At 37.2% G+C, this 26,108-nt stretch carries 25 protein-coding genes; 7 read left to right on the top strand and 18 right to left on the bottom strand.

What is annotated here, in order from left to right; translation table 11 throughout:
* Positions 1-71 precede the first annotated feature (71 nt).
* Positions 72-959: a patatin-like phospholipase family protein gene (locus HME7025_RS10060; protein ID WP_109323545.1), complete on the top strand. Its 888-nt coding sequence runs from the start codon at positions 72-74 to the stop codon at positions 957-959.
* Between the two features lie 78 nt (positions 960-1,037).
* On the opposite strand, the gene frr is transcribed toward HME7025_RS10060, so the two are convergent.
* Genes frr through HME7025_RS10045 form a run of 3 tightly spaced genes read right to left on the bottom strand, consistent with a single transcriptional unit; the run spans position 1,038 to position 3,077 of the window.
* The gene (gene frr / locus HME7025_RS10055) at positions 1,038-1,598 is read right to left on the bottom strand and encodes a ribosome recycling factor (protein ID WP_109323537.1); all 561 of its coding nucleotides are present in this window, start codon (positions 1,596-1,598) and stop codon (positions 1,038-1,040) included.
* A gap of 17 nt (positions 1,599-1,615) precedes the next feature.
* The gene (gene pyrH, locus HME7025_RS10050) at positions 1,616-2,326 is read right to left on the bottom strand and encodes a UMP kinase (RefSeq protein ID WP_109323536.1); all 711 of its coding nucleotides are present in this window, start codon (positions 2,324-2,326) and stop codon (positions 1,616-1,618) included.
* A gap of 52 nt (positions 2,327-2,378) precedes the next feature.
* Positions 2,379-3,077, bottom strand: coding sequence for a fatty acid desaturase (locus HME7025_RS10045; RefSeq protein ID WP_109323532.1), 699 nt, complete (start codon positions 3,075-3,077; stop codon positions 2,379-2,381).
* Between the two features lie 77 nt (positions 3,078-3,154).
* Between HME7025_RS10045 and HME7025_RS10040 the strand changes: the two genes are divergently transcribed.
* Positions 3,155-4,918, top strand: a complete 1,764-nt coding sequence (locus HME7025_RS10040) for a family 43 glycosylhydrolase (protein WP_226998210.1) — start codon at positions 3,155-3,157, stop codon at positions 4,916-4,918.
* Here HME7025_RS10040 and HME7025_RS10035 read toward each other — a convergent pair.
* From HME7025_RS10035 to dusB, 3 genes are all read right to left on the bottom strand, one after another.
* A complete protein-coding gene (locus tag HME7025_RS10035; RefSeq protein WP_109323531.1) occupies positions 4,910-6,178 on the bottom strand; it encodes a DUF2851 family protein in 1,269 nt (422 codons plus the stop codon). The genes HME7025_RS10040 and HME7025_RS10035 overlap by 9 nt on opposite strands.
* A 101-nt stretch (positions 6,179-6,279) precedes the next feature.
* On the bottom strand, positions 6,280-7,167 hold the full coding sequence (locus HME7025_RS10030) for a DMT family transporter (RefSeq protein ID WP_109323530.1): 888 nt from the start codon (positions 7,165-7,167) through the stop codon (positions 6,280-6,282).
* A gap of 4 nt (positions 7,168-7,171) precedes the next feature.
* A complete protein-coding gene (gene dusB / locus HME7025_RS10025) occupies positions 7,172-8,164 on the bottom strand; it encodes a tRNA dihydrouridine synthase DusB (RefSeq protein ID WP_109323529.1) in 993 nt (330 codons plus the stop codon).
* Positions 8,165-8,197: 33 nt separating this feature from the next.
* On the opposite strand from dusB, the gene HME7025_RS10020 reads away from it, so the two are divergent.
* From HME7025_RS10020 to HME7025_RS10005, 4 genes are read left to right on the top strand one after another with little or no spacing between them, the layout of a single operon-like run.
* Positions 8,198-9,148, top strand: coding sequence for a CPBP family intramembrane glutamic endopeptidase (locus HME7025_RS10020; RefSeq protein WP_109323527.1), 951 nt, complete (start codon positions 8,198-8,200; stop codon positions 9,146-9,148).
* Positions 9,145-9,351, top strand: coding sequence for a hypothetical protein (locus HME7025_RS10015; protein ID WP_109323526.1), 207 nt, complete (start codon positions 9,145-9,147; stop codon positions 9,349-9,351). Before HME7025_RS10020 ends, HME7025_RS10015 begins: the two co-directional genes overlap by 4 nt.
* 9 nt (positions 9,352-9,360) lie before the next feature.
* On the top strand, positions 9,361-10,191 hold the full coding sequence (locus HME7025_RS10010; protein WP_109323524.1) for a phosphatidate cytidylyltransferase: 831 nt from the start codon (positions 9,361-9,363) through the stop codon (positions 10,189-10,191).
* A gap of 55 nt (positions 10,192-10,246) precedes the next feature.
* A complete protein-coding gene (locus HME7025_RS10005; protein ID WP_109323523.1) occupies positions 10,247-10,969 on the top strand; it encodes a peptidase associated/transthyretin-like domain-containing protein in 723 nt (240 codons plus the stop codon).
* A gap of 6 nt (positions 10,970-10,975) precedes the next feature.
* Here HME7025_RS10005 and HME7025_RS10000 read toward each other — a convergent pair whose 3' ends face one another.
* The 10 genes from HME7025_RS10000 to HME7025_RS09960 form a co-directional block, all read right to left on the bottom strand.
* Complete coding sequence (locus HME7025_RS10000; RefSeq protein WP_109323522.1) at positions 10,976-13,087, bottom strand: carboxypeptidase-like regulatory domain-containing protein; 2,112 nt, start codon at positions 13,085-13,087, stop codon at positions 10,976-10,978.
* Positions 13,084-14,247: a zinc metalloprotease gene (locus HME7025_RS09995; protein ID WP_109323508.1), complete on the bottom strand. Its 1,164-nt coding sequence runs from the start codon at positions 14,245-14,247 to the stop codon at positions 13,084-13,086. The genes HME7025_RS10000 and HME7025_RS09995 overlap by 4 nt, the downstream gene beginning before the upstream one ends.
* A gap of 1 nt (position 14,248) precedes the next feature.
* The gene (locus HME7025_RS09990) at positions 14,249-15,079 is read right to left on the bottom strand and encodes a SagB family peptide dehydrogenase (protein ID WP_109323507.1); all 831 of its coding nucleotides are present in this window, start codon (positions 15,077-15,079) and stop codon (positions 14,249-14,251) included.
* Between the two features lie 4 nt (positions 15,080-15,083).
* Positions 15,084-15,803, bottom strand: coding sequence for a hypothetical protein (locus tag HME7025_RS09985; RefSeq protein WP_154401961.1), 720 nt, complete (start codon positions 15,801-15,803; stop codon positions 15,084-15,086).
* Between the two features lie 3 nt (positions 15,804-15,806).
* On the bottom strand, positions 15,807-17,075 hold the full coding sequence (locus HME7025_RS09980) for a YcaO-like family protein (RefSeq protein ID WP_161956234.1): 1,269 nt from the start codon (positions 17,073-17,075) through the stop codon (positions 15,807-15,809).
* 16 nt (positions 17,076-17,091) lie between these two features.
* Entirely contained in the window at positions 17,092-17,958 is an 867-nt protein-coding gene (locus tag HME7025_RS09975) for a hypothetical protein (RefSeq protein ID WP_109323504.1), read from the bottom strand.
* Between the two features lie 56 nt (positions 17,959-18,014).
* Positions 18,015-18,167: a hypothetical protein gene (locus HME7025_RS13445; protein ID WP_161566853.1), complete on the bottom strand. Its 153-nt coding sequence runs from the start codon at positions 18,165-18,167 to the stop codon at positions 18,015-18,017.
* Between the two features lie 199 nt (positions 18,168-18,366).
* Positions 18,367-19,113, bottom strand: a complete 747-nt coding sequence (gene pgeF, locus HME7025_RS09970) for a peptidoglycan editing factor PgeF (RefSeq protein WP_109323503.1) — start codon at positions 19,111-19,113, stop codon at positions 18,367-18,369.
* On the bottom strand, positions 19,106-19,744 hold the full coding sequence (locus HME7025_RS09965; protein WP_109323502.1) for a gluconate 2-dehydrogenase subunit 3 family protein: 639 nt from the start codon (positions 19,742-19,744) through the stop codon (positions 19,106-19,108). The genes pgeF and HME7025_RS09965 overlap by 8 nt, the downstream gene beginning before the upstream one ends.
* On the bottom strand, positions 19,744-21,498 hold the full coding sequence (locus tag HME7025_RS09960; RefSeq protein WP_109323501.1) for a GMC family oxidoreductase: 1,755 nt from the start codon (positions 21,496-21,498) through the stop codon (positions 19,744-19,746). Before HME7025_RS09960 ends, HME7025_RS09965 begins: the two co-directional genes overlap by 1 nt.
* Before the next feature lie 294 nt (positions 21,499-21,792).
* Here HME7025_RS09960 and mutS point away from each other — a divergent pair, with 294 nt between their 5' ends.
* Positions 21,793-24,438 (top strand): DNA mismatch repair protein MutS, encoded by a 2,646-nt coding sequence (mutS, locus tag HME7025_RS09955; protein ID WP_109323500.1) that lies wholly within the window; start codon positions 21,793-21,795, stop codon positions 24,436-24,438.
* A 117-nt stretch (positions 24,439-24,555) separates the two neighbouring features.
* On the opposite strand, the gene HME7025_RS09950 is transcribed toward mutS, so the two are convergent.
* A complete protein-coding gene (locus HME7025_RS09950; protein ID WP_317046212.1) occupies positions 24,556-25,437 on the bottom strand; it encodes an NAD kinase in 882 nt (293 codons plus the stop codon).
* 2 nt (positions 25,438-25,439) lie between these two features.
* Positions 25,440-26,108: a CBS domain-containing protein gene (locus HME7025_RS09945; RefSeq protein WP_154401960.1), complete on the bottom strand. Its 669-nt coding sequence runs from the start codon at positions 26,106-26,108 to the stop codon at positions 25,440-25,442.

Below are 26,108 nucleotides of genomic sequence, written 5' to 3'. Positions count from 1 at the left end.
AAGCTTTAGGCTTATTAATTGTGTAAATTTAAAACAATTTGGGACAAATAGTCCTTTCAATATTCAAATTTATGAGTAAGATCTTGGCATTATCTGGAGGCTCCGTTAAGGGGGCATTTCAAGCAGGAGTAATTCGAGCATTATTTGAAAGAGGTTATGAACCCGATTTGATTTATGGGATTTCAGCAGGAAGCTTAAATGCGGCTTATTTGGTTAACCAGTTGGGCCGTCAAAAGTTAAATGGGGAGCCATTAAATTTTCCACAGGCAGGGCAAGATTTATGGGATTTTTGGGAGACTAGAATTACTCACCCTGAGTGTTTATCAAAACCATTTAGCTTATGGGAGTTAGGCTGGACGGCATTAACGAAGCAATTCAGAGGTTTAGTCAGCACCAAACCATTGAAGGAACTGGTTGAGGGAGTTTTGGATATAAGAAATTTGAAAGCGAGCCCTGTTGAGATGAGAATTGGGGCAGTCAACATCATTGATGGAGGAATTCATTATGTAGATCCTAGTTACGATCATTTTTTTGATTATTTGTTGGCCTCTTCTGCTGTGCCCATTTTGATGCCAGTTGTCCAAATTAATCAAGAAAAGAGACGGAGTTTTCTGGATGGAGGTTTACGCGATGTGGCACCATTACAAAAAGCAATTAAAGATGGAGGGAAACATATCGTTTGTATCAGTTGCCATACTCAAACCATCGAAGGTGGAATTTTTGAAACAGGGGACCTGTTGGCCTTAGTAGATCGGGTCATGGATATAGCGGTTAACGAGATTTTAAATGCGGATTTAAAAGAAGCGCTATTGGTACAAAATCAGCGAAGTGATCTATCGATTCAATCGATTCGACCGATTCAACCAATTTCCATAGATATTAGAAATTTCACTAAGTTGGATATTCGACGTATGCTTGAAATAGGATATGCGATGGGGAAGTCAGAGGAGTATTTTTAAAATGATTATTGGATCATTTTTTGGCATAAAAAAAGCTGATCATTTAGATCAGCTTTTTCATTAGGATATAGTTGGAAATTATACCGACATGATATCTTTCTCTTTATCCAAAAAGATTTGATCAATTTTTGCTACAAAAGCATCCGTTAATTTCTGAATACGATCTTCTGAAGCTTTGATGTCATCTTCGGCAACGCCTTCTCCTTTTAATTTTTTAATGCTATTATTAGCATCTTGGCGGGCGTTACGGATATTGATTTTGGCAGTTTCTATTTCTTGTTTCACTCTTTTTACTAAATCTCTTCTACGCTCTTCAGTCAAAGGAGGAATGGATAAACGGATTAATTCTCCATCGTTCATAGGGTTCAAACCTAAGTTTGAATTACGAATCGACTTTTCAATTTCTCCAAATATGCCTTTTTCAAATGGTTTGATCGCAATGGTTCTAGCATCTGGAGTTGTAATGGATGCTGCACCTGTGATAGGGGTAGGGACACCATAATACTCGATCATTAAACCATCTAACATACTAGTACTAGCTTTACCGGCTCTGATTTTTGAAAGTTCAATGTTTAAGTGCTTGATAGCACCTTCCATAGTTTCTTGTCCAGCTTCAATATAAAATTCTAACTCCTCCATTTAAATTTGATTGCTTATTAACTGATTAAGGTTCCTACATCTTTTCCAGAAACGAGGTCGCACAAGTTTCCGTCTTTGTTCATGTTAAATACGATGATCGGTAAATTATTTTCTTGGCATAAAGTAAATGCCGTGGTATCCATGATTTTTAACCCTTTACCAATGGCCTCAGAAAAGCTCAAATGGGTATATCTTGTGGCGGTAGGATCTTTTTCTGGATCAGCCGTATAGACACCATCCACACGTGTTCCTTTCAAAACTACATCGGCTTCAATTTCAATTGCTCGAAGGGAGGCAGTAGAATCTGTTGTAAAGTAAGGGTTCCCTGTACCTGCACCAAAAATAACGATTCTGCCTTTTTCTAAGTGGCGCATTGCCCTTCTTCTAATAAAAGGTTCACAAACAGCTTCCACTTTAATGGCTGTCATCATGCGGGTATATAATCCATGCTTTTCTAAAGAAGCTTGAACAGCCATACCGTTGATAACCGTAGCTAACATGCCCATATAATCTCCTTGAACGCGATCGATTCCTGCTTTGGCAGCACTTGCGCCACGAAAAATATTTCCACCTCCAATTACAATGGCTACTTCAACTCCCAAATCATGGACTTTTTTAATTTCTGCCGCGTATTGATCTAGAATGCTTGGATCAATAACTTCCGTAGGCGTGGAAAGGGCTTCACCAGAAAGTTTTAATAAAATTCGCTTGTATTTGGGTTCTGACATTGGTATGTGATGGGTCGATTATGTGCGCTGCAAATTTAGAAAAAATATTCATCTATCTGCTAGAAATTTGGCTGTTTTGCTCCTTCGCTTCTGCTAATTTCCACCAAGGTAAATAGGGTTTATCGTGATGCTCATAATGATAGCCGAAATTATAACAGGAAAGAAATGCCCACAAGTGATTTTTTGCTTGGCTTCTCGACTGGTGCTTATTATCTGGTTCATGTGTTCCTCGGTGAGGAAGGTAAGTGCCAAAATAAAATAATTGAAGGGTGGCAAGTATGGCTGGCAGTTCCCAAATTAGAATGATATTTTCCATGGGAAACCAAATTTTTAATAGATTGTAAGTGATGGCCATGGCCAGAATTTGTGTCCAATGAATATATTGAAACATGAACTTAAACCACCAGATAAAAAAGTTGCCTTGATGAACATCAGGGTCATCTACTGTATTCACATAAGCATGATGATGGTGATGTTTTTTTCGTAGAATGGTATAATTATTGAAGGCAAAAAGAATTGCGCAGAGCCTACCAATTGCATGGTTTAATCGAGGATATTCTATGGAGACTACCCCATGAATGGCATCATGCGAGCTAATGAATAGACCTGTATATAGATGGGTTTGAACCAAAATCGCTAAATAGAACCAAGGACTTTGCCAATGGATGGGTTCTTGAATCCAGAAACTTAGATGTAGACCCCAAAGTAGTATAATCATACCTGCACTAAATAAACCGGTATATTTTTTCATAAGGAACCAAGGTGTTAATGTCTATGTAAAATTGGTATTTTTATCGAGATCAATGTGTATTTTGGTCAATAATATCCATGAAAAGAATGAAAACTAGCTACTTAACATTAATTCTGGCCATTTGTTTGGCATGGAATTCACCTCATGTTTTAGCACAAAGTACATATTGTAATCCGATGAATCTGGATTATGGTTTCACACCAATCCCCAATTTTTCGGAGGCAGGTAGACATAGGGCAACGGCGGATCCCGTTATCAGTTTTTTTAAGAATAAGTATTATTTGTTTTCGACAAATCAGTGGGGCTATTGGTGGAGTAAGGATATGTTGACATGGAATTTTGTCTCTCGGCGTTTTCTGCAACCTTACCATAAAGTATATGATGAGCTTTGTGCACCAGCGACCTTTGTAATAGGGGATAGTTTGTATGTCATTGGTTCAACCTATGCCAAAGATTTTACCCTTTGGTCGAGTTCTTCGCCCGAGACAGATACTTGGAGAGAGTCTGTACATGCTTTTACTGCAGGAGCATGGGATCCAGCCTTCTTTTTGGATGATGATGGTCGACTGTATTTATACCATGGCTCCAGTAATTTTTATCCTATGTATGGTCAAGAGATCGATCGAAAGACTTTACAACCTATGGGTGAGAGAAAGGATTTGATCCGACTGAATGATGAACTACATGGATGGGAAAGATTTGGAGAATATCAGGATAACACTTTTTTGAAACCCTTTATGGAAGGAGCATGGATGAACAAATATAAAGGAAAATATTACTTACAATATGGGGCACCTGGGACTGAGTTTTCGGCCTATGGGGATGGCGTTTATACGGCTGATAAACCTATGGGGCCATTTACTTATCAAGCGCATAATCCTTTTTCATTTAAGCCAGGTGGTTTTACTCGTGGAGCTGGGCATGGGGCAACTTTTGAGGGGCAATATGGGAATTGGTGGCATGTGTCAACCATTACTATTGCGGTTAAAAATAGCTTTGAGCGCCGATTGGGGCTTTGGCCAAGTGCCTTTGATAAGGATGGAATATTGTATGCGGAGACTGCATATGGAGATTACCCGCATCGAATGCCTACATCTAAATTTGATAAACCTTCCGATTTATTTACAGGATGGATGTTGCTCAATTATAACAAACCTGTGAAAGTATCTTCGAGTTTAGCTGGATATGGGGCAAATTATGCCGTGGATGAGCAAATGAAAACTTATTGGTCTGCAAAATCTTCTAAAAAAGGAGAATATATTCAATCAGATTTAGGAGAAGTATCAACGGTGAAAGCCATCCAAATTAATTATGCCGATCAGGATGTAGACACTAGTTTTTTGGGAAAAATATCAGGGATATATCATCAGTATCAGGTATTTGGAAGTAAAGATGGGAAGACTTGGCAATTGATCATTGATAAATCCAAGAATAAAAAAGACGTTCCACATGACTATGTAGAATTGGCAAAGTCTGTGGAAGTGCGATATATTAAATTAGTCAATGAACATATGGCCGCAGGGAAATTTGCGATCAGTGGTTTGCGGGTATTTGGCAAGGGGCATGGGGAGTTGGCAAAAGAAGTGAAAGATTTTTTGGTTCTGCGTGGAGAGCATGATAAAAGATCAGCTTGGTTGAAATGGCGACATGACCCACAGGCTACGGGTTATGTTGTTTATTCGGGAATTGCCCCAGATAAAATGTACACTTCGGTACAAGTTTTTGGTGCAAATGAGTATTATTTCAAATCCATGGATAAAGACAAAACGTATTATTTTCAAATTGAAGCATTCAATGAAAATGGTATTGGTAAGCGGGGTACGATCATTAAATCAGAGTAAAATATGCTGACCTACTTGGCAGGAAAGGCATTTTTTTGCTTGACAATAGTGTTTGTACCAATGCAAGCAAGCTTGAGAATCATGCGCATTATGGATTTTTAGACCTAATTCAGAGTAAATTCTGGATATAACATTGTTTTCTGCATCCATTTCAAATAACCAACGGTAAGCTTTTTCGGTATATTTCAGTTCTTTTTTGATGTGGGCATAGGCTAAAAGAATTGGAATCAATGTATTGATACAGAGGGAATAAAAAGTTGATTTTCCCATTTGGCCCAATGGTTTATTGCTTGTTTTTCCAAAATGATAATGCTTTTGCCAATAGGAAGAGGGGCTGATTTCAAAGAGGTTTTGTATGACATTGAGGTCTTGAATTTCAAGTAAAATAGAAAGTAATGAACAATTATTGCGAACAACTTCAGCAAACTGAGCCATTCGGATGGTAGGAAAGTTAGCTGGCCTTAATCGTAGAAATTTCCAATCTGAAATATGTAAATAGGCATTTTCCCATTGGTATTTTTTCTTGAGGTGGATGAATTCTCTTCTTAGTCCCCATTGGTATTCATCTTTGATAGGTTCTTCCAACATGCCGGCTAATCCCATCATGGCAGCTTCAATTCCTAATGGTCGATCTCTATTTCTTAAGATAAGTTTGAGAGGTATGGCTTGGGTAAGGCGAAGCATAGGTTCTGCATTTAGGCCAAATCCAAAACTTTTCCCTAGTGATTGGTAGAATGTCTCTTCCCAGTCCTGTTGGTTTTTGTTCCAAAGTTCCAGAATAGATTCCAATTTGATTTGCATCCTTTGTTCGGCACAAAGGCTCAACATTTGTGTTTTTAGGACATGTGGTGTATCTGAAAATAATGATTGGCAGGGGATAGAATTGGTGGATTGTGGGAGTGATTCTACAATTTTAGTTTCTGGAACAAGGTGGCATAATTCCAAGGTTGGAATTTCTCTTCCATCTTGGTAATAAATGGGCAAATCGGCCTTCCAAACCACGTGTAAAATAACGTTTTCAAAGGAGGCATCATGATGGTGAGCGTGAAGTAACCAGTCGGAAGCAAGAACGTGTAATTCTACGCATCCAATCCAAGCAAAATCATTGAGAAGGATATGTGCTTCTTGAAAATCAGCCCCGGCATGTTTATTTAAAAAACCAGGATGGATGATTTGAAGATATTCACCTTGCAGGCTACGCAAGTTTTTATGGTTGAAAAGCTGCTTACTCCAAATTTGACTTAGGATTTGCTCGTTCATAGGTAGAAGATTTAAACCGATTAATAGGTCTTAGCAATCTACCATTCAAAAGTAAAAGTTATTTGATATTCTATGTTTGAGCTTCCTGTATTAGAAAATTATCAAGATTTTGAATTGTTTACTTGGTATACACCCCAAAGTAAAATGAACATAAATACAATCTGTGACCAATAAATGGTTTCTCCGTCAAAAAGTCCCCAAGCTACTGCTACAATGGGAATGAGGTAAGTAACCGAACTTGCTACGATGGCACTAGTCCATTTGATTAATTGATTAAATAAGACCATAGCAATGGCCGAGCCAAATAGTCCCAATGCAATGGCGGCAAGTAGTGGCCACATTTTTGCATGGTCAGACCATGGGCGGTTGAAGAATCCAGAATAGGCCAAAAGACCAAAGGCTAAAGGCCCAATCATCATAAAGACCCCAGCTGTGGATGTAAGAGGGTGTAAATCAGCGAATTTTGATTTTACAGTGTGTAAGTTTATGCCGTATAAGAAAGTAGCTAGAATAACCCAGAGGGCATGATAGTTGAATTGAAAGGAAAAACTTTTCCCAGCCACCAACAGGCCTATGCAACCAATTAAGCCCAAGATAATACCTCCCGTTTGTTTTAAAACGAACTTTTGTTGAAATAAAACAACACCAATAATCAAAGTAAATAATGGAGTAAAGGCATTCAGCATGCCAGAAAGAGCACTTGGAAGGTGTTCACCTGCAATGGAAAATAGAATAGCTGGAAATAAATTTCCGGTTAAACCGGCAAGTAAGAAGGAAGGCCAATGTTGTTTTTGAATGAACTTTCTTCTTTTAAAAAAGAAAGGACAGAAAAATAGCGCTGCGGAGGCAATGCGTAAAGCTCCTACTTCCATAGCGGAATAGGTGGAGAGGCTTTTTTTTACTAAAATGAAGGAGCTACCCCATATTAGAGAAATAGCAGCAATGGCTAAAATGATCCAAAGCGCAGGTACTTTTTGTGTTGATGTCATGTTTTTATGCAGGCGTAATAGCTTGGTAATGTTCAGCAATTTCCTGTAATATTTGATTGATTTCCTCGTAAGATAGTGAGGTAACTAATCGGCTTCTAAATGGTTTGAAATGGTCCATGCCACGGAAATAATTGGCATAATGTCGTCGCATTTCTACGATTCCTCCATGGTTTCCTTTCCATTTGATAGAAAAATCTAAGTGACTTTGACAGACGCGGATACGTTCTTCTAACGTAGGTGGAGCCAAATGTTCTCCGGTTTGAATGAAATGTTTAATTTCATTGAAAATCCATGGGTAACCGATGGTGGCTCGACCAATCATTACTCCATCGACACCATACCTATTTTTGTATTCTAGTGCTTTTTCAGGAGTATCGATGTCTCCATTTCCGAATATAGGAATTTTAATTCGGGGATTATTTTTGACTTTGGCAATCAATTCCCAGTTAGCTTCCCCTTTATACATTTGAACTCGGGTACGTCCATGTATGCTTAAAGCTTGAATACCAATATCTTGTAGTCTTTCAGCTACATCTTCAATGTTTTTGGTTGATTCATCCCAGCCTAATCTGGTTTTTACTGTGACGGGTAAATGCGTCGCATTGACTACCGCTTTGGTCATAGCGACCATTTTAGGAATATCTTGTAAAAGGGCCGCACCGGCACCTTTGCAGGCAACTTGTTTTACGGGGCAACCATAATTGATGTCAATTAGATCAGGACCAGCTTGGGTAGCTATTTCTGTGCAAGAAGCCATGGTTTCAATGGAAGAACCAAAAAGCTGAATACCTATGGGGCGCTCGTATTCAAAAATATCCAATTTTTGCACGCTTTTAGCGGCATCTCGAATTAGACCTTCGGAAGATATAAATTCAGTATACATCAAGTCTGCTCCATTTTCTTTGCATACTGCTCGAAAGGGTGGGTCAGATACGTCTTCCATTGGAGCTAAAAGCAGCGGGAAAGAGCCTAATTCGATGTTGCCTATTTTTACCATTCTCATTAAAAATTCAGTAAATTTACGACCATTATGGAAGAAAACTATATTTCTGGACCCGCGCGTTGGTTTGGTCTTTTTTCAAAGCTACTTAGTCTATTTGGATTTTTTCTGCTTGGAAGCTTTTTAGGTCAGTTTTTGGGCCTTGTGGCAGTGGTTTTAATTATGGAATTTCCTTCAACAAATGTGGCGGAATTTCAAAAATTAATCTTGGATTTCATGGCTAACCCGGAGAAATACCATGGTGCATTTAAAGGAATGATGGCCTTGCAGTGGTTTGTCTCCTTATTTACATTTGTAGGAGGCTCTTGGGCTTATTTAAGATTTATTGAAAAACGATCTTTATATGAGTTAAGTCCTATAGATGCGCCATCTTGGCGGATTTTTTCTTGGGCAATTATTTCATTACTGGTGTCCATACCCATGATGGAGTATATTATTCAATGGAATCAATCCATTGTACTTCCGGCAGGATATGAAGAAGTAGAGGCGTGGATGCGTTCTTCGGAAGACAATATGGCTCGTTTGACTAAATTATTATTGCATTTTGAAACACCTTTGGATTTCATGACGGCAATTGCGGTGATTGCAGGAATGGCGGCTATTGGTGAGGAATTGTTTTTCCGTGGAGTATTACAAAATCTATTTGAGCGTTACTTAGGAAACGTTCATGTCGCTGTTTGGTTATCTGCTGCAATATTTAGTTTTATTCATTTTCAATTTTATGGTTTCCTTCCAAGGATGTTATTAGGAGCTTTTTTTGGCTATTTATATATCTGGTTTAGGAATATTTGGTTGCCAATTTTAGCTCATTTTTTTAATAATGCATGGACATTAGCGTTGTCTTATTTGCATCAAGAAAAGCTGATTGATTTAGATCCTGAGCAAGTAGGCGATATGATACCATGGTGGTCTGCTGCTGTTTCATTGCTGTTCCTTATTTATTATATTCGTTTAATGTATCAACAAAGAGAAGAATTATGATCAAGGACTGGGTATTATTAGGAACATCCGAAAATGGGATTGATTTAGAAATGCAAAAGTCAATGCTTTCTGAAAGCTATGAAATTCCTGCTATTGTAGTAAATAAGAAAATTAGCCCTTATAATTTGGGCGTATTTGAATTGTATGTACACCAAAATCATATCGATCAAGCTAAGTTAGCGATTGTCGAAACTAAGAATTAAAATTAACCTATGGGCTTGTCCAATTTGAGCAATTTATGGCAAAGGATTATTGCGGCGGTGATTGCAGTTCCATTTTTGTTATTCTGTATCAATTTTAACGATTATACATTTTTGGGATTATTCCTGTTGATAGGCGTATTAGCACAATTGGAGTTTTATAAATTAGTGGGGAGTTTGGAGGGGAATTTACCTTTGACTTTTTATGGGACATTTTGTGGTGTTATTCTGCATTTGTTGACTTTCTTCATCGAAAAAGGTATGATAGGATATCATAACTACTATATTTTGTCACCCTTATTAACGATCATCTTTTTTATAAAATTATATAAATCAGAAGATGGCAAGCCGTTTCAAAATATTGCATTTACCTTTTTAGGAATTATTTATGTGGCACTTCCTTTTGCTTTGTTGACCGTATTGGCCTTTATGCGCTCTGGAACATATGATGCGAACATTATCATGGGATGTTTGTTTTTATTATGGGCAAGTGACTCAGGTGCATATTTTGCAGGAACATATTTTGGCAAAACAAAATTATTTGAAAGAGTTTCACCTAAGAAATCCTGGGAAGGATTGATGGGAGGTTTATTGAGTGCTATGCTAGCTGCATATGTTATTTCTAGGTACTTTACGAATTACGAAGTTTGGGAATGGTTCGCCATTGGAGGGATTATTGTAGTAGCTGGTACTTATGGAGATTTGGTAGAATCTTTGTTTAAAAGGAGTATCAATATCAAGGATTCGGCTAATACTATTCCAGGGCATGGAGGATTTTTGGACCGTTTTGATGGCTTATTATTATCCATCCCATTTATTATTACTTTTTTGAAATTATTTTAAGCTTCATTCGTTTAACGATTGATCAATTAAATCATAAAAAATTCTTTGCAGCTCAATGAAAATTTGCAAACTAGTTATATTGGGACTTTTCTTTTTAGTTGCGGGCTTCAGTCAAGATTTATTGGCTCAAGGGCAAGATAAGACGGTGTTATTTCTTGGTAGAGTCGTTACAGCCACTAAAGCAGAGGATTTACCTTTAGCATACGTTTATAATCCAAAAGCAGGTAGAGGAGCTTTGAGCGATAATTTTGGTATGGTGGAAATGTATGTATTTCCTGGAGATAGTTTGGTATTTACATACGTTGGTTATCAGAAGAAATATTACATTATTCCCAAAAATACCGATCAAGTTCATCGGGCTATAATTTCTTTATCTGAGGAATCTAAAATCTTGTCGGAAGTAAAGGTATTTCCGCATAGTACGGAGGAAGAGTTTAAACAGGCCTTCTTAAACATGCATTTGCGGGATGATAAGCAAAGGAATATATTGGCAAATAATCTAGAGCAGTCTAAGCTCAATGTTTTTGCTTTGCAGGCCGGAATGGGTGCTTCTTCTAACTTTAGAAATTTTTCAGATCAAATGGTTGCGGCACAGGCAAATAAAACATTTTTTGCCAGTCCTATTTTATCATTAACCAATCCTTTTGCTTGGATTAATTTTATTCAATCCATTAAGAACGGAGATTTGAAGAAAAAGGAATGGAAGAAAGCATATGAGTTTTTGCCTAAAGAAAATATCTCCAGACAACAGTTTTTAAGGGAGACGAATTCCAAATAGAAGGGATTACCATCTTAGTTGAAAGCCTATGTATATGATTCGTTTCTGGAAATACTCTTGAAATGCCTGTTGATAATCCCAGCTGTAATTTATTGATTTAGCATTGTCGCGATTTAGGACATTTCCTATGGATAAATAAGTTATCCAAGAGACTCTTTCTGATTGATGAATTATTTTGCTTATCATGGCATCAATTCTAAGGTAGGGAGATAAAGATTGATTAGCTCTAGGTTCAAATTGGGGAATGTAAATCTGCCATTCAGTAGAATAAGTAGAAGAAATTAGAGGCCTAAAATAATTGCCTGATCGAAGAATACCACTTATGCTGAGGTCAAAATATTTCCATTTCCATTGTGATTGAGTGCGTAAAAAATAAGGAATTTGGTAGGGAGAATTTTGAATTAAATTTCCGTCATTCAATTGGCTCCAATGACTACCTATTCCAATCTCATGTTTTGACTTAGGTTGTAAAAGGCTATAGTTTATTTCTGCTCCCCATGCTTGCCCTGTATTTATTGTAGATTTTTCTGTCTTATAATAGGCGCTAAAACCCCATTTAGCAAGTTCTTGCTCATGAATGATATCCCAAGAAAGCTGTTGGGAATTTACCCATATATAGTCTTTTTCAAGGGTAAATAGACTGGCAATTTGTTTACTCCAGGCAACATGGGTATAAGTATTGGAATCACGGATATACCACCTAGTATGAATTTGATGAGTTATTTGAAAGTGGTTCAATTGGGGAGAATCTATCAGTTTGAGTCCTAGTCCAAATCGAAACTGCTTGGCAAGTTCATAATTGCTCGATAGAAACAATTCATGCTGAGAGATTGAGGGATTATTGGAAAACAGAATACTTGGGGATTGTGGGCGGTAATCAAAATTAAAGAAGGGTTTTTGGATTTGATAGTTTATTTTAGCTTGAAGCCATTGGTAACCCAATTTTATAGTCCATTTTTCCATTGGGAACAATTGAAGGTCAATTCCGCAAAATAAATGAAGTGATTTGGGCTGATAGGCATAATTCCCTGTACTGTCACGTTGAGCTGATTCATGTAAGCCAAATTTAAAAGTCCATTGAGCATGTTCTAGGAGTTTTGACAGATTGATGGTTTGAATGTGTCTGTTTTTTTGATAATCAAAGATTCCTTCGAAGGATGGATGTTTAAATTGACTAGCATATTTTTCATTCATAAAAAGGCTAAATAATTTCAAACGCCATAAATTTTTAGTTTGAAAATATGCATTCATACCCCAGTCGCTTTCGCTAAAGTGAGGTAAATTACTCAATGAACTAGGATTGAAGAATTTTAGTAAAGGACTAAATTGATGGTGTCCAAAGAAGCTGATCCCATTTTTTTCTTTGGACCATGGAGTCCAATAAATCCCTGTTTGGCCAAGACTGACATCTAGTTCTAAGCTAGGTTTATTAAATGATTCATTTGTTTGAATTTGAACAACCCCTGTGCTGGCATTCATTAGTTCAATAGGAGGGTTGCTTGGGAAAATCAGTAAATCTTTGATGGTATTTATTGGGATAAGGCTAAAAGTACCAATACTAGACATTTGAGTGAATTTGATAGGCTCAGGAATAGGAATATCATTCACGTAAATTTGAGTGAGTTGAGGATTACTTCCTCGGAAACTAATGGATGCAGATTCATTGTATGGGCTCGCTGCTGTGGTGGATTGAACAGCCAATAGAGGGTCAGCTTTGGATGAAGCATTTAATACCACATCCAAGAAGTTGATTTTATGATTAACAAAATCTTCAGACATGGGGACATTTGCCTTTACTTTTACTTCGGCAAGTGCATTTGGCTTATCTAATTGTAAGAGAATATATTGAAATCGGGAATCCGTAATGGGAATATGGAGTTTCTTGTAGCCCATGATAGAAACCAATAAAGTATCAGGCAGCCCTTTGGTTAATTTCTGAAATTGAAATGAGCCACTAGAGTCACTTAATATATTGAGTTTGTTTTGTACTAAATATAAACTGACATTTTCTAAATAAACTTGGTGATAAGCATCCATTACCTTCCCTTTAATGCTTGTTTGAGCTTTGGAATAAATGGGAAGAAATATAATATGTAAGAGTATACTTATTCTTTTCATGGTAGAATGCTAATGAAATAAGGTGCAATAATCCAAAGGGCTAACAAACAGTAATAGGCTGTTATAAAACAATAGCTCATCATGATATAGGCTAAATAGAGGTAGTCCTTTGATTTTAATTGGATTACTTCGATTCGGAAAATGATTGATTTGAATTTTTGCAGTGTGCGGCTGGCCTCATGGAATAGGGCTGGCTCTTGAATCCATTCGGAAAGTAGAAAATACCCATCTGTTCCAGGAATAAAGGGTATCGTATTAAAGATGATTCGAAACGCAATAAAGCACTGGAAAAATTGCCAATGTGAGAGCCAGACTTTGTGGATATCTAAGCCAAGGATGATATTTATACCTAATAGCAAGGATATATCCATGATAATTCCTGCTGAAATGACCCAAACTCTTTGTCTTTGATTTTCCCAAAAATGGAGAGAATTCGTATTAATGTGAATAAATGGAATGAATCCTAAAACCAATGAAAATCCTAAATCTGCAATCAGACCACCATATTTTAAATAGGTGATATAATGTGCCAATTCATGTAGAAAGGTGGTGAAAATTAGCCCAATTAGTAGAAAAGGGAGGAGAAATGGACTGAGCAGCAATTCAAATTGTAGCCAATTTTGTATTAAATGTGGGTCGGAAAGGCATTTCCAAATTCCTAAAATTGAAAGAATAATAGAGATATATTGGATTGCTTTTTGAAAGGAGTAATTTTTAGCTAATAATTCCATCCACGTATTCTCTAATGGAATTTTAGCAATTTTATAAAATCTCAGATTACCTCTACCTATGAATTCCAATGGAATTGATATATAGGAGAATAGTTGGCTAATGCCCATTTTCCAGTTTGAAATACTTTGCTTTTGAATTAGATTTTTTTGTTTTTGGTATTCATCATATGCCTCCTCCGGTATTAATAATTCGAGTTCTTTTGAGTATTGGATTAATTGATTCAAGATGTTTTTATCTGCCTCATAACTTTGCCTCATGAAGTCAAGAGTTACATTTTCATCTCGATTATTGACAAGATGAGTTAGTATTTCCCATTCAAACTGACTGATTTGAATAAGCATATCTTTCCAAGTGTGCTTGAAATAGAGGTCTTCGGTGCTCTCTTTCGCATAGATTAGTTTATAATCCGGATTGATAAGGTAGTACATATTATTTTCCTATGGCTAAAGCTAAAAGAGTAATTTGACTAGGGTTCTGATAATCAATTAATTGAGCTAATGCTTCATCATTGAATCCACCAATAGCGCAACAGCCTACTTCTAGTGAGGCGCTTGCTAAATACATGGCCTGAACTATTTCACCCGCTTCTAAGATTGCCCACCGTATGCCTCTGTCGAGGTATTTAAAACATGACCTTTCTAATTCGGCTCCTAAAACCATAAAAGCACTAGCCCGTGTATAGTCAATGTCATTTTTTTGTTGAGCAAAAAGTGTTTTGTTAAGCGCTTTATTTAGCTCATCTGAGTCCTTGAATTTTCGAATCAGTTTGAGTTTGTTTGTAAATATATCGTAGATAAATACACCCTGAGGTAGTTCATGAATATGTTGGTTAATCACATAAATGTCAATTGGATATAAACCACCTCCAGATGGAATATTCCTTCTAGGTGGAATTAATATAGCTGGATCAAATCGTTGTGTAATGGAGTAGCTTAGATGCAGAAAATGAGATAGATCTTCTAGCGAGATTTTATTTTCTTGGTTGAAATTCCTCTGACTATTTCTGAGTTGGTTTAATTCATTCAGAGCCTGAGCCAATGGGGGTAAATGATCAGTTGTCAATAAATCATATTCCTCACAAAATCCCAATTCAATGCTATGTTGGCTTATATTTCTCATGAAATAGTCGCTGGACATCACCGCATTAAGTCGTTCACTATACTCTTTTGCTTGAAAGCAATACAATTTACTTTGTTCAAGAAAATCATAGGAAACATCAGCGATGCATGGTTCAAATAATAGATTTCTGATCTTAGCCATGGGATTAGAGTTTATACTGAAGAAAAGTGGGATTATCAGGAAATTTGCTTTTTGCCTCTTGTAAATAATGTTGTGCTTTGGATTTTTGATTTTCTTCTTTTAAAAATCGAATCAGGTATAAATAGGATTCAGTGATACCCCATTGTGGATCTTTCGTGTTTTCTGGAATGATAGTAGGAATATAAATGGCTTTAACGAGATTGGATTCCACTTGTTTGCGGCCACCGTACATTTTAGGAGTATAAAAATCATAAATCGCTAATGCATAATATGCACGAGGGTTTTTAGGGTCTAATTCAATGGCTCTTTCGGCTAATTTGCCAACTTTTCCTGCTTTAATAGGCAAAAGGAAAATATTGGTAAAATTGAGTTTCAAGCCATCAATGAGTGATTGTAAAGCCAATGTTTCAGAATTAGACTTGGAGATTTTACTTAGCGATTTTGAAGCTTGGTCAAGGCATTGTTGTGCTTTTTTCTCTTCTGCTGCTATCGTTAATTTATAATTGAAATAATCCATGTAATGAGCATAGGCATTCCAATACAAATAGTAATAGTCGTTGCTCGGATGATTATTCATATACTTGATGATTTTTTGTAAACTATCCTTGTGCGTTTTCCATGTTATTTTTTGAACATCTTGAAACATAATATCTAGGTTTCCTTGTGACCAGCATATGCTTGGAAAAAGGAAAGTGGCAAATAAGAAAATGAGTCTTTTTTTCATGGTTTATGGGAAAGGATGTGGATAGGTAGTAAAGAGATTTTCTCTAAGTTGGGCTCGTAAATTTTTTAAAAAAGGCTGAGTATGGACTCCAGTTAGTAAATTCCAATTCGGGACTATTACTCGAACTACTTCATATCCTTGCGATTGTACATCTTCGGTGCTTAATGGAACAACTAGTATGTGGCTTAAGTTGAGCTTATTTACATCTTCCCAAGAATGAATTTTGGTTTGAGACATTTCATTTGTAGGGAAAAATGAACCTTCCAATAGTGCGGCCTGTAGTATAGGTGATTTTTTTCTATATTGGGGAAATCGATTATAAAATGCGAAATGCTTGTCGAAACTATTGATGGCTTTAAAGCCCACTTTATTCTCTATCCAATCTTCAGGTTTTTGACTTAACCCAATTGCATATTCAATACCTTGGTATGCTTCCAAACAAGCTTTAATGATTGACTCTTCTCGATTAAATCGAGTAGCGCATCCCATCGATTGGAATAATTGACCCTTATATGGAAAATATAAGACAACCACATGTGTTTCTATTGGACTAATTGGAGATAAATCAAAAAGCTTAATTTGAACACGGGCATTGTTAAACAAGTGCTTGATTTTGGGATTCTGAAAAGAAGATAACACAGCTTCTTGATTGAACATGGGGACATGATGAATCCATTTGTCTTGACGATACCAAAATTCAGCAAATGCATTTCTTTCAGCACATTCTAAAAAGCCACCAATGATCGCATCATCTAGGTTTTTTCCTGCAGAAATACCTGTAGAAGTTTGAAGTGTGTAGTTCTTTTTCTGATCCCAGTCTGTATTATGAGGTAAATGAACAGCAAATGCGGGAATCCAAACTGATTCTTGGTTAAGTAAATTTTGACCTTCAACCCAACTAATTTTATCCTGAGTATTCCATTCTTGATAGGGGAAACTGGAACAATATTGTTCTGAATGAAATGGGATAAATGTTTCAACGGGTAAGTAGGACTTGTTTTGGTTATTCAAGTCTGTTTCGGTGGCAAAGACAAGATCCTGGATATCCTGATGCGATGCGGCATATCTTTCTATCCATTCTCCCACCGCTGAATTATTTGCTTCTACTTGACTAAATCCAATTCCTGAACCTTGAATGAACTTAGTATTGGAGGCTAATAAGTCTAGATGGTTCGCTTCAACATAGCATTGAAACAAACCCGTGGGTAAGCATTTTCGAGTGGGAATCTGGTATCGATTTCCATGAATTAAATCATCTTTAATTAGTTTCATTGTTGAACTCACCATTTTATATATTGAATGTCATGGATTGATTCTTTTTGCTACAAATAGGGCAATATGGCACTTTTAGGATTTTCAATTTTTGCATTTCGATTGAGATGCCATCAATAAAATAGCTTTGACCTAAGAGGGGAGAATAGGATAAGTTGGATTGGAAGAATTTCTGAATTTCAAGGTTTATAAAGTTTAGAAATGCCGGAAAGTATAGCTTGTTCTTTAGTAAAGGGGTAAAAATGAATTCTTGCTTTTGTGTGCTTTGCAGAATAGAAAATGCTTTGGGATTTTTTAGCTGAACTTGTTTTCTGTCAGCATAGCAATTCAAACAAGGACTTAATAATTCAGCATAAATAATGGGACCTAATGTGAATGAAGTGCTATCAATTTCTGAATAGAACAAAGGTACTTTTGCCTCATAACTACGTTTCGCTAATTCCTTGATGCTTTTACGATGGGTAAATAGCGAACCGATGTAAAGGATTAAATCAGATTTTTCAAGTGATTCTTCCAGTATGTACTCCATCTGATTCCTATTTAAATCATTGAGCGTGCTCATGATGGATTCAGATTGAGTAGATGGATGGGAGTCAATAAGTAGATGGATTTTAATTTTTTGCAGTTCTATTGCCTGTTGGATTAGTTGTTTATCCAACATCCAATCAATTAAGTCACGAAAAGAAGCACTGTCATTTTCAAACTTTTCTTGATGGTTCTCAAAAATGCTTTCTAAGGACTGCTCTTGGTTTAAACCTACAAGTATCTCTTTGATGAGAGGTGAAGATTCACCATTGATTTCAATGAGGTTTTGGTCTCCATCTAAAATGAATAGCGAATCTGGACCACAAAATATGGCTTGGTGGGGTATCGTAGTTTTCATGTGTGGGTAGGTATTTATTTAAAATGGGCAGGGAATTTCCCCACCCATTCAACAAATTAGGCGGTAGCTTCTGCTGGTGCATCATTGTTTGATTTGCAACAAGTACATGTACAGGTGCAAGTCGATCCAGCAAGAGCTACTTCGTTTGATCCTCCGAAAGAAGCATCTCTGTTTTCTAAAACAGTCAGGGTTAATTTTAACTTTTTCATTGTAATTAGGGTTAGGTTGATTGAATTATTTCGAAGGCAATTTCAAAAAAATGTCCTAATTACAAAAGGTCTGTCAATGGTTGAAACTTACATTATCAGTTAATCGATAATTTGAATGGTAAAAATGGTTAGGGAGAGCCCTAAGGATGGAATTTGAGAAAATGATTGGAAATGGAGATTCCAAAAACTTGATTAAAATTTAGGACTGAAAACCAGCAAAAGCTAACATTCTACCTGTTATGCCTTGCTCTTTCCTATGCGAAAAAAAGTGTTCATTATGTTCCACCGTACACCAAGGTGAAATTTCAATCTGAGAAATGCCTACCTGCTGTAATTGATTAGCATGGAGTTTTTTTAGATCCACGTGCCACTTGTTGGCAGGCTTTAGTTTACAATCCTCAGGAAACTGGGCTGCCACTTCATCACCTACTTCAAAATGAGCTAAACTAATGCATGGCCCTATGTATGCCAATATATTTTCAGGGACACATTGGTATTTGGAAATTAATAAATGGGCTGTTTTAGGAACAATTCCTAATACGGAACCTTTCCAACCTGCATGAATAGCTGCTGTGATTTTTTGTACGGGATCCACTAAGAGAACAGGACAGCAATCTGCTATGCCAACTGCGGAATATATATTGGTTTGGGTACTTATAATGGCATCAAATCCACTTAGATAATCGGGTTGTTCGCATTCCCAAATTAGGTCTTGGTGGGTTTGAAATGACCTAGCTAACTGTTGAGGTTTTATGCCTAAAGATTGGCATAATAAAGAGATGTTTTCTTGAATGATTTCAGCTTGATCCTCTGTATGAACACCCAGGTTGAGCGAATGATAAGGAGCTTGACTTTTTCCTCCGTGGCGGGTACTGACACCCGCCACTAAAGAAGAAATATGTTTGAAAATTTCCGGTTTAAGGTATAAATCGGAATGTTTAATCATCGTAAGATAATCCGTATTGCTTTAATACATCATCTGGTACACCTTTCCAATCGTTCGGTGTATTTCCTTTGTAGGCTAAATCATCTAAACCAATTCTAGAAGTATAGAATCCTGTGGCTGTTAGATTTCTCATCAAAGTAAAGAAATTCACCCCTTGTGAAAATTGAGGTTTTACTTTTTCAGGATAAGCAATATCTTCAACAATTTCGATGCGTTGTTTAGGAGTGATTTCAGTAAATAGTTTACTGAAACGACGCTTTGACTCACCATCTAACCATCTTAATCCACCACGCATCGGTGTTTTAAATTCTGGCTTATCTTTTACAATAAACTCAATGAATTTAGTAACTCCTGATTGAGAAGCACTTCCTGATTTACCATCTGCTGGGATAATGATATCTGACAAAATGGTGATCGTAGCTAATTCATGAGCATTTAAGAACTTTTCCGCCATCAATTTGGCATCACGTTCTGCTTCATCCATGGTTCTACCATTAGGAACTTTTAAAGGAGCGACTTTTTTAGGATCTGGAGCACCTTCTAAAGCCTCCATGGCTTTTACTTGAGGATTCAATGCAGCTAAGCCCAATGAACTTAAGCCGATATTTTTTAAATAATCTCTTCTTTTCATTACAAGTTGGCTTTTTTACGTTGATCAATGATATATTCGGAAGTACGCATAGATAAAGCTAGGATAGTCCATGTAGCATTCTTATCTCCTTGAGAGACGAAAGGTGCTGCATCGGCTAAGAACAAGTTCTTTACATCATGTGCTTGACAGTTGGAATTTACAACGGATGTACTTGTATTATTTCCCATACGTGCCGTTCCTACTTCGTGGATAATACGACCTGGATCAGCCAAACCATAATTGGTATCAGCACCTGGTTTTTTGCCCATTGGCTTTCCACCCATCGCATCAATAATTTGCTCAAAGGTATCTTGCATGTGCTTCGCCTGCTTGATTTCGTAATCACTCCATTTGTAGTTGAAACGTAATACAGGAATACCATATTTGTCAACCACATTCGGGTCAATTTCGCAGTAGTTATCTTCTCTTGGTACTGGCTCTCCACGACCAGCAAAGCTGACATAAGAACCATAGAAACGACGATAATCTTCTTTCAATGTGGCACCATATCCACCTGCAGCTTTTTTCAAACCATCGCGAGTGAAGTTTTCACGTCCATTTAATCCCTCAATACCCCAACCAAAACCATAGCTAGGCATACCCATACCACCACCATATTCGATGTGGTATCCACGAGGGAAATCTAATTTACTATTATCGCCCCACCATGGAGAATAGATATGTGATCCACCAACACCATCTTCATTGTATGTTTTACGATCAAATAAAGAAGGAATAATAGCTGAACGAGATGCACCCGTAGAGTCATTGATATACTTTCCAACAACACCACTTGAATTGGCAATACCATTCGGGAAACGAGAACTTTTTGAGTTTAATAATAAACGAGCTGTTTCTCCAGCTGAAGCGGCTAAAACAACAATTTTACCTTTAACTGAATATTCTTGTAAAGTACCAGTATGAACGTAAGAAACGCCAGTTGCCAATCCTGAGATTGGATCAGTAGTTACTTCTCTCGCCATGGCATAAGGTAATAAAGTTAAATTACCTGTTGCCGCTGCTGGTTTAACTAATACAGAAGATGAAGAGAAGTCGGCATATGCCTGACAAGCTCTAGAACATTGTGCACAATAGAAACACTGTCCACGTTCATTATTAATGGGTTTAGTTAATATAGAAAGGCGAGAAGGATAAGTTGGAATTCCAATGGCCTTATTCGCTTTTTTAATCATTAATTCGTGTAAACGAGCCTTAGGAGGAGGTAAGAAAATCCCATCTGGGTTATTTCTTAATCCTTCATTGGTACCAAATACACCAATCATACGATCTACTTTATCGTAATATGGCTTCATATCATCGTAGCCAATTGGCCAGTCGTCACCTAAACCATCGATACTTTTTCTTTTAAAATCATCTGGTCCAAAACGCAAGGAAATACGTCCCCAGTGGTTGGTTCTACCTCCCACCATACGAGATCTGAACCAATCGAATTTGGTTCCTTCTTTGCGAGTATAAGGTTCACCCTCAATATCCCAACCACCATAAGCAGCATCAAAATCACCAAATGGGCGCGTAGTGCTTGCACCACGACGAGGCGATTCATATGGCCATTTCAACTGGGTAATATTTTTTGGGTCAGCTGGGTCATAAGGTTGACCTGCTTCTAATAAACAGACTTTAGCTCCTGCTTTGGTTAACATATGGGCAGCCATACCACCACCAGCACCTGAGCCAACAATCACTACATCAAAAACCTCTTGTTGAGATTTGATGTATATGGAAGAATTAATCATAGTTATGGGTTTCGAAATTATTTGGCAAAATAGGGAAATATTTTTTCAATTTCTAATTTTACTATCCTGAAAATAGCTTAATGGGGAATATTGGAGTGTTTTTTGTTCCATTAATTCCTCGATGGGTGAACGAGAAAATAGAGAGATTGTTTTTATTGCCATTTGATAGGCTCATCAAATTTGTATACAGTCTATTCTTTCCCGCATTGTTTTTAATCCTAGGTCAAAATCCTTTGATTTGATGTAATAATTCGGGCAAAATTCTTATTTTTACAACCTTTATCTCATTCAAGTTTGGCCAGAAAAGCAGCAGATGGACAAGAGCCTTTGAAAAAAGGAGAAACTCCACTTTCCCGACAATTTAATCAAATTAAAGCCAAGTATCCTGGAGCAATTTTGCTTTTCAGGGTAGGCGACTTTTACGAAACATTTGGGGAGGATGCCGTCAAAGCTTCTAAAATATTGGGCATTGTTTTAACCCGTAGAAACAATGGAAATGCAGATGATCACTTGGCAGGTTTCCCCCACCATTCTTTGGATGTATACTTGCCTAAATTGGTTCGAGCAGGTCAGCGGGTGGCCATTTGCGATCAATTAGAGAATCCAGCGGAAGCTAAAGGTATTGTCAAACGAGGAGTTACGGAATTAGTTACCCCTGGAGTATCGTTTAATGACCAAGTTTTAGATAATAAAAGAAACAATTACGTTGCCTCCATCGCTTTTCCTGAAAGTGCACAGAATCTTTACGGGTTGGCCTTATTAGATATCTCCACAGGTGAGTACATGTGCTCTCAAGGACCTTTAGCTTACATTCAGAAGTTAGTTCAAAGTTTTTTGCCTGCGGAAATTTTATATCCTAAAAAATTCAGAAATCAGTTTTTAGATTCTTTTGGTGATCAGTTTCATTCCTTTAGTTTGGAAGAATGGATATTTACACATGATTTTACTTATCCATTATTAACGCAACATTTTAAAACCCAAAATTTAAAAGGTTTTGGGATTGAGGAAATGCCCTTGGGCATCATAGCAGCAGGTGTTATTCTGCATTATTTGGCAGAAACAGAACATAAGCAAGTGGCGCATATTTCTTCCATACAACGCATTGAAGAAGATAAATATGTTTGGCTAGACCGTTTTACCATTCGAAATTTAGAATTGATTCACCCATCTCAAGAGGGGGGTGTTCCTTTGATTTCATTAATGGATCAAACGCTGACGGCCATGGGAGCTCGCTTGCTTCGAAAATGGATGGTGCTACCTTTGAAACAGTTGATTGAAATTCAAGATCGACAGTCGGGTGTAGCTGAATTAGTTCAAAACATGGATTTACTGGATTTATTGACAAGCTACCTAAAACCCATAGGAGATTTGGAACGCTTAATTTCCAAAGTGGCTGCAAGTAGAATTAATCCTAGGGAGCTGGTTCAATTGAAAAAGGCATTGCAGCAAATTCCTTTAATCAAGGAGTTGTTATGGGATAATGGTGATGGGAGTTTGAAGAAATGGGCAGATCGATTGAACCCATGTGCTCTTTTGGTCGATAAAATCGAAGTAGCCTTACGTGATGATGCACCTATGTTAGCTCATCAAGGAGGAATAATTAAAACAGGATTTTTGCCAGAGTTGGATGAGCTTCATTTACTGTCATCGAATGGAAAGGAATACTTACAGGATTTACAAAAAAGAGAGGTAGAACGTACGGGTATTTCATCTTTGAAAGTAGCATACAATAAGGTCTTTGGTTATTATCTAGAAGTAACCAATTCTCACAAAGATCGTGTTCCACCTGAATGGATCAGAAAGCAAACCTTAGTGAATGCCGAACGCTATATTACAGATGAGCTCAAGATTTATGAAGAAAAAATTCTAACAGCTGAAGATCGGATTTCTCAAATTGAATATGGGATATTCCAAGATTTGATTCGAGAAGCTATGGAATACTTAGAGCTTATTCAAGTGAATGCTCAAGGTATTGCTACCTTAGATGTCTTGCAAAGTTTTGCCTCTATTGCTATTAAGCATCAATATGTGCAACCTGAATTGTTGGAAAATGATGTGATTGATATCAAGGATGGCCGACATCCTGTTATTGAGCAACAGTTAGCTGTTGGTGAATCGTATGTTCCCAATGATGTTTATTTGGATAATGAATCCCAACAAATCATCATGATTACCGGACCTAACATGGCGGGTAAATCGGCCTTGTTACGCCAAACGGCTTTGATTGTTTTAATGGCACAAATGGGGTCATTTGTACCTGCTCAAGCGGCTACTATTGGTTTAGTGGATAAGGTATTTACCCGGGTTGGTGCTTCAGATAATTTATCCAAAGGTGAGTCTACATTCATGGTGGAAATGACCGAGACAGCAGCAATTTTAAATAATTTGTCGAGCAAGTCTTTGGTACTTTTAGATGAAATTGGAAGAGGGACTTCTACTTACGATGGTGTTTCAATGGCTTGGGCCATTGCGGAGCATTTGCATAACCATCCTAAAAGTAGGGCCAAAACGCTATTTGCCACGCACTATCATGAATTAAATCAGCTGGCAGATGATTTTCCAAGAATCAAAAACTTTCATGTGTCGGTTAAGGAAATGGGGAATAAAATCATCTTCTTGAGAAAGTTATTGCCTGGTGGATCAGCCCATAGTTTTGGTATTCATGTGGCTCAAATGGCTGGCATGCCAACCCCTTTAGTGCTTCGTGCCCACGAAATTTTACAGCATTTGGAAAAAGACCATATCAAAGAAGATCATGATCAAAAGTTGAAAGATATGCCAAAAGCTAATTATCAATTAAGTCTTTTTGGTGCTGAAATTCCAGCTGGATTAAAAGAAATTAACGATCAATTAGAGAAATTGGATGTTAATTCACTTTCACCAATTGAAGCCCTTCTGAAGCTGAATGAGCTGAAAAAGATGATAAGTAATAAATTGTAAATTATGAATGGTGAATTATAAATGGATTCGATCTACATTCAAATCCCTAAATCCTAATAATTCTACATTCTACACTCTTCATTCACAATTCACCATTTATAATTTACCATTCACAATTTAGTTCCTCGCATCTAATCCCCAATTTAACTTATTTCTTAGAGTTTGAAGGAAGTCGTCCCCTGAGATTTTAATTAATCTGGCAGGGAAAGGGGCTTTTTGAACTTCAATACTAAACTGGCTATCGACCACTTTAGAGCGGGAATCAATGGAGATTAAGAAGTTTTGACTACGACTACTGACTTCGAAACGTAAATGTGTATCACTCGAAACCACCAAGGGGCGCACATTGAGATTATGTGGACTCATAGGTGCAATGATGAAAATATCAGAAGTAGGCATCACTAATGGACCACCTACAGATAATGAATAGCCAGTAGAGCCTGTAGCCGTGGATACAATTAAACCATCAGCCCAATAGGAATTCAGGTAATTGCCATCGACATAGGCTTTGATAACAATCATAGAGGAGGTATCTGTTTTCATAATACCTACTTCATTGAGTCCAAAGGATTTGTTTTCAAACAAATCAACTTCTGTTTTAACCTCAACAAGTCCCCGTTCTTCAACTCGATAATTTCCTTCAATTAAAAAATCAAGGGCTTGAGAGACTTCTTGCGGAGATATGGTGGCTAAGAAGCCCAATCTACCTGTATTAATACCTAAAATAGGTATCATTTTATCTCCAATGTGAGTTAAGGTCTCCAGTAATGTTCCATCTCCTCCAATGCTCCAGGCCATATCCACTTGGTGTGGTCCTGTGCTTGAAGAATAGGCTGGAATCTGTTCTACATCAAACGAATGCTCTAGTAAATGAGCTTTAAAAACATCTGATAGAGTGATTTGACAGTTTTTTGCTTGAATATCTGCCCATAAATCCTCCATCAGGCTTTTGGTTTCACCTGTAAATGGTTTTCCATGAATGGCAATTTTTATGCTCAAAACTAAGGATTTAAGTATTTCAAAAGTAAATCGAATCGTAATTGATCCACGTCTTCTTGTTGTCCAAAAACAAAAGCTTTTTCTATGGCAACATCATGCCGCTCCAAACTTTTTACTAATTGAGAAAACTGATCTGTTTGAACTTGAATGACCCACTCCGGTAAAGCTTGTGGATTTTTTTCTGAACGATGAAAAAAACTGCGGACCATTAGTCCTTTGTTTTCTTCAATGATGCGTAAAATGACACTCATCGAATCCCGCTGAACGTGAAAAGGAATACGAAGAATACCTCCATTTTTTCCGGTAAACCCAGATTGAATAAACATCTGAGTAATGACATTTTGGTGAATATAACCCATCCAATTTCCTTCGTCATTTACCACGGGTAATAAGCTAAATCCTGTACTTTCAAAAAGTGGTAGACTTGCTAAAATATCTTCTTCTAATTCTAATTTATCCTTTTGAAATTCGGTTTGAATATCTTTCAATTTGGCAGCTAATGACAGCTGCTGAGAGATTTGAAGGGCTGTTACCGTTCCTACCCACTTTTTCCCATCTAATACACTTAATGCAGGCACTTTATTCCCTTCTATCACCTTCAAAGCCTTTTGAAGGCTATCTTGCGGGGAAAGCGTTGGATAGTCAAAGGATAAATAGGATAAGACTAGCAT

Source organism: Aquirufa nivalisilvae, assembly GCF_003143535.1.
In the GTDB taxonomy this organism is placed as follows: Bacteria; Bacteroidota; Bacteroidia; order Cytophagales; family Spirosomataceae; genus Aquirufa; species Aquirufa nivalisilvae.
Note: the sequence above shows the minus strand (reverse complement) of the source record. Positions and strands in the feature narration are given on the sequence as shown.

Bases quoted from the DNA above. Each gene is read 5' to 3' on its own strand.
- HME7025_RS10060 (WP_109323545.1), top strand. From the start codon at position 72: ATGAGTAAGATCTTGGCATTATCTGGAGGCTCCGTTAAGGGGGCATTT.
- frr (WP_109323537.1), bottom strand. From the start codon at position 1,598: ATGGAGGAGTTAGAATTTTATATTGAAGCTGGACAAGAAACTATGGAA.
- pyrH (WP_109323536.1), bottom strand. From the start codon at position 2,326: ATGTCAGAACCCAAATACAAGCGAATTTTATTAAAACTTTCTGGTGAA.
- HME7025_RS10045 (WP_109323532.1), bottom strand. From the start codon at position 3,077: ATGAAAAAATATACCGGTTTATTTAGTGCAGGTATGATTATACTACTT.
- HME7025_RS10040 (WP_226998210.1), top strand. From the start codon at position 3,155: ATGAAAAGAATGAAAACTAGCTACTTAACATTAATTCTGGCCATTTGT.
- HME7025_RS10035 (WP_109323531.1), bottom strand. From the start codon at position 6,178: ATGAACGAGCAAATCCTAAGTCAAATTTGGAGTAAGCAGCTTTTCAAC.
- HME7025_RS10030 (WP_109323530.1), bottom strand. From the start codon at position 7,167: ATGACATCAACACAAAAAGTACCTGCGCTTTGGATCATTTTAGCCATT.
- dusB (WP_109323529.1), bottom strand. From the start codon at position 8,164: ATGGTAAAAATAGGCAACATCGAATTAGGCTCTTTCCCGCTGCTTTTA.
- HME7025_RS10020 (WP_109323527.1), top strand. From the start codon at position 8,198: ATGGAAGAAAACTATATTTCTGGACCCGCGCGTTGGTTTGGTCTTTTT.
- HME7025_RS10015 (WP_109323526.1), top strand. From the start codon at position 9,145: ATGATCAAGGACTGGGTATTATTAGGAACATCCGAAAATGGGATTGAT.
- HME7025_RS10010 (WP_109323524.1), top strand. From the start codon at position 9,361: ATGGGCTTGTCCAATTTGAGCAATTTATGGCAAAGGATTATTGCGGCG.
- HME7025_RS10005 (WP_109323523.1), top strand. From the start codon at position 10,247: ATGAAAATTTGCAAACTAGTTATATTGGGACTTTTCTTTTTAGTTGCG.
- HME7025_RS10000 (WP_109323522.1), bottom strand. From the start codon at position 13,087: ATGAAAAGAATAAGTATACTCTTACATATTATATTTCTTCCCATTTAT.
- HME7025_RS09995 (WP_109323508.1), bottom strand. From the start codon at position 14,247: ATGTACTACCTTATCAATCCGGATTATAAACTAATCTATGCGAAAGAG.
- HME7025_RS09990 (WP_109323507.1), bottom strand. From the start codon at position 15,079: ATGGCTAAGATCAGAAATCTATTATTTGAACCATGCATCGCTGATGTT.
- HME7025_RS09985 (WP_154401961.1), bottom strand. From the start codon at position 15,803: ATGAAAAAAAGACTCATTTTCTTATTTGCCACTTTCCTTTTTCCAAGC.
- HME7025_RS09980 (WP_161956234.1), bottom strand. From the start codon at position 17,075: ATGAAACTAATTAAAGATGATTTAATTCATGGAAATCGATACCAGATT.
- HME7025_RS09975 (WP_109323504.1), bottom strand. From the start codon at position 17,958: ATGAAAACTACGATACCCCACCAAGCCATATTTTGTGGTCCAGATTCG.
- HME7025_RS13445 (WP_161566853.1), bottom strand. From the start codon at position 18,167: ATGAAAAAGTTAAAATTAACCCTGACTGTTTTAGAAAACAGAGATGCT.
- pgeF (WP_109323503.1), bottom strand. From the start codon at position 19,113: ATGATTAAACATTCCGATTTATACCTTAAACCGGAAATTTTCAAACAT.
- HME7025_RS09965 (WP_109323502.1), bottom strand. From the start codon at position 19,744: ATGAAAAGAAGAGATTATTTAAAAAATATCGGCTTAAGTTCATTGGGC.
- HME7025_RS09960 (WP_109323501.1), bottom strand. From the start codon at position 21,498: ATGATTAATTCTTCCATATACATCAAATCTCAACAAGAGGTTTTTGAT.
- HME7025_RS09945 (WP_154401960.1), bottom strand. From the start codon at position 26,108: ATGCTAGTCTTATCCTATTTATCCTTTGACTATCCAACGCTTTCCCCG.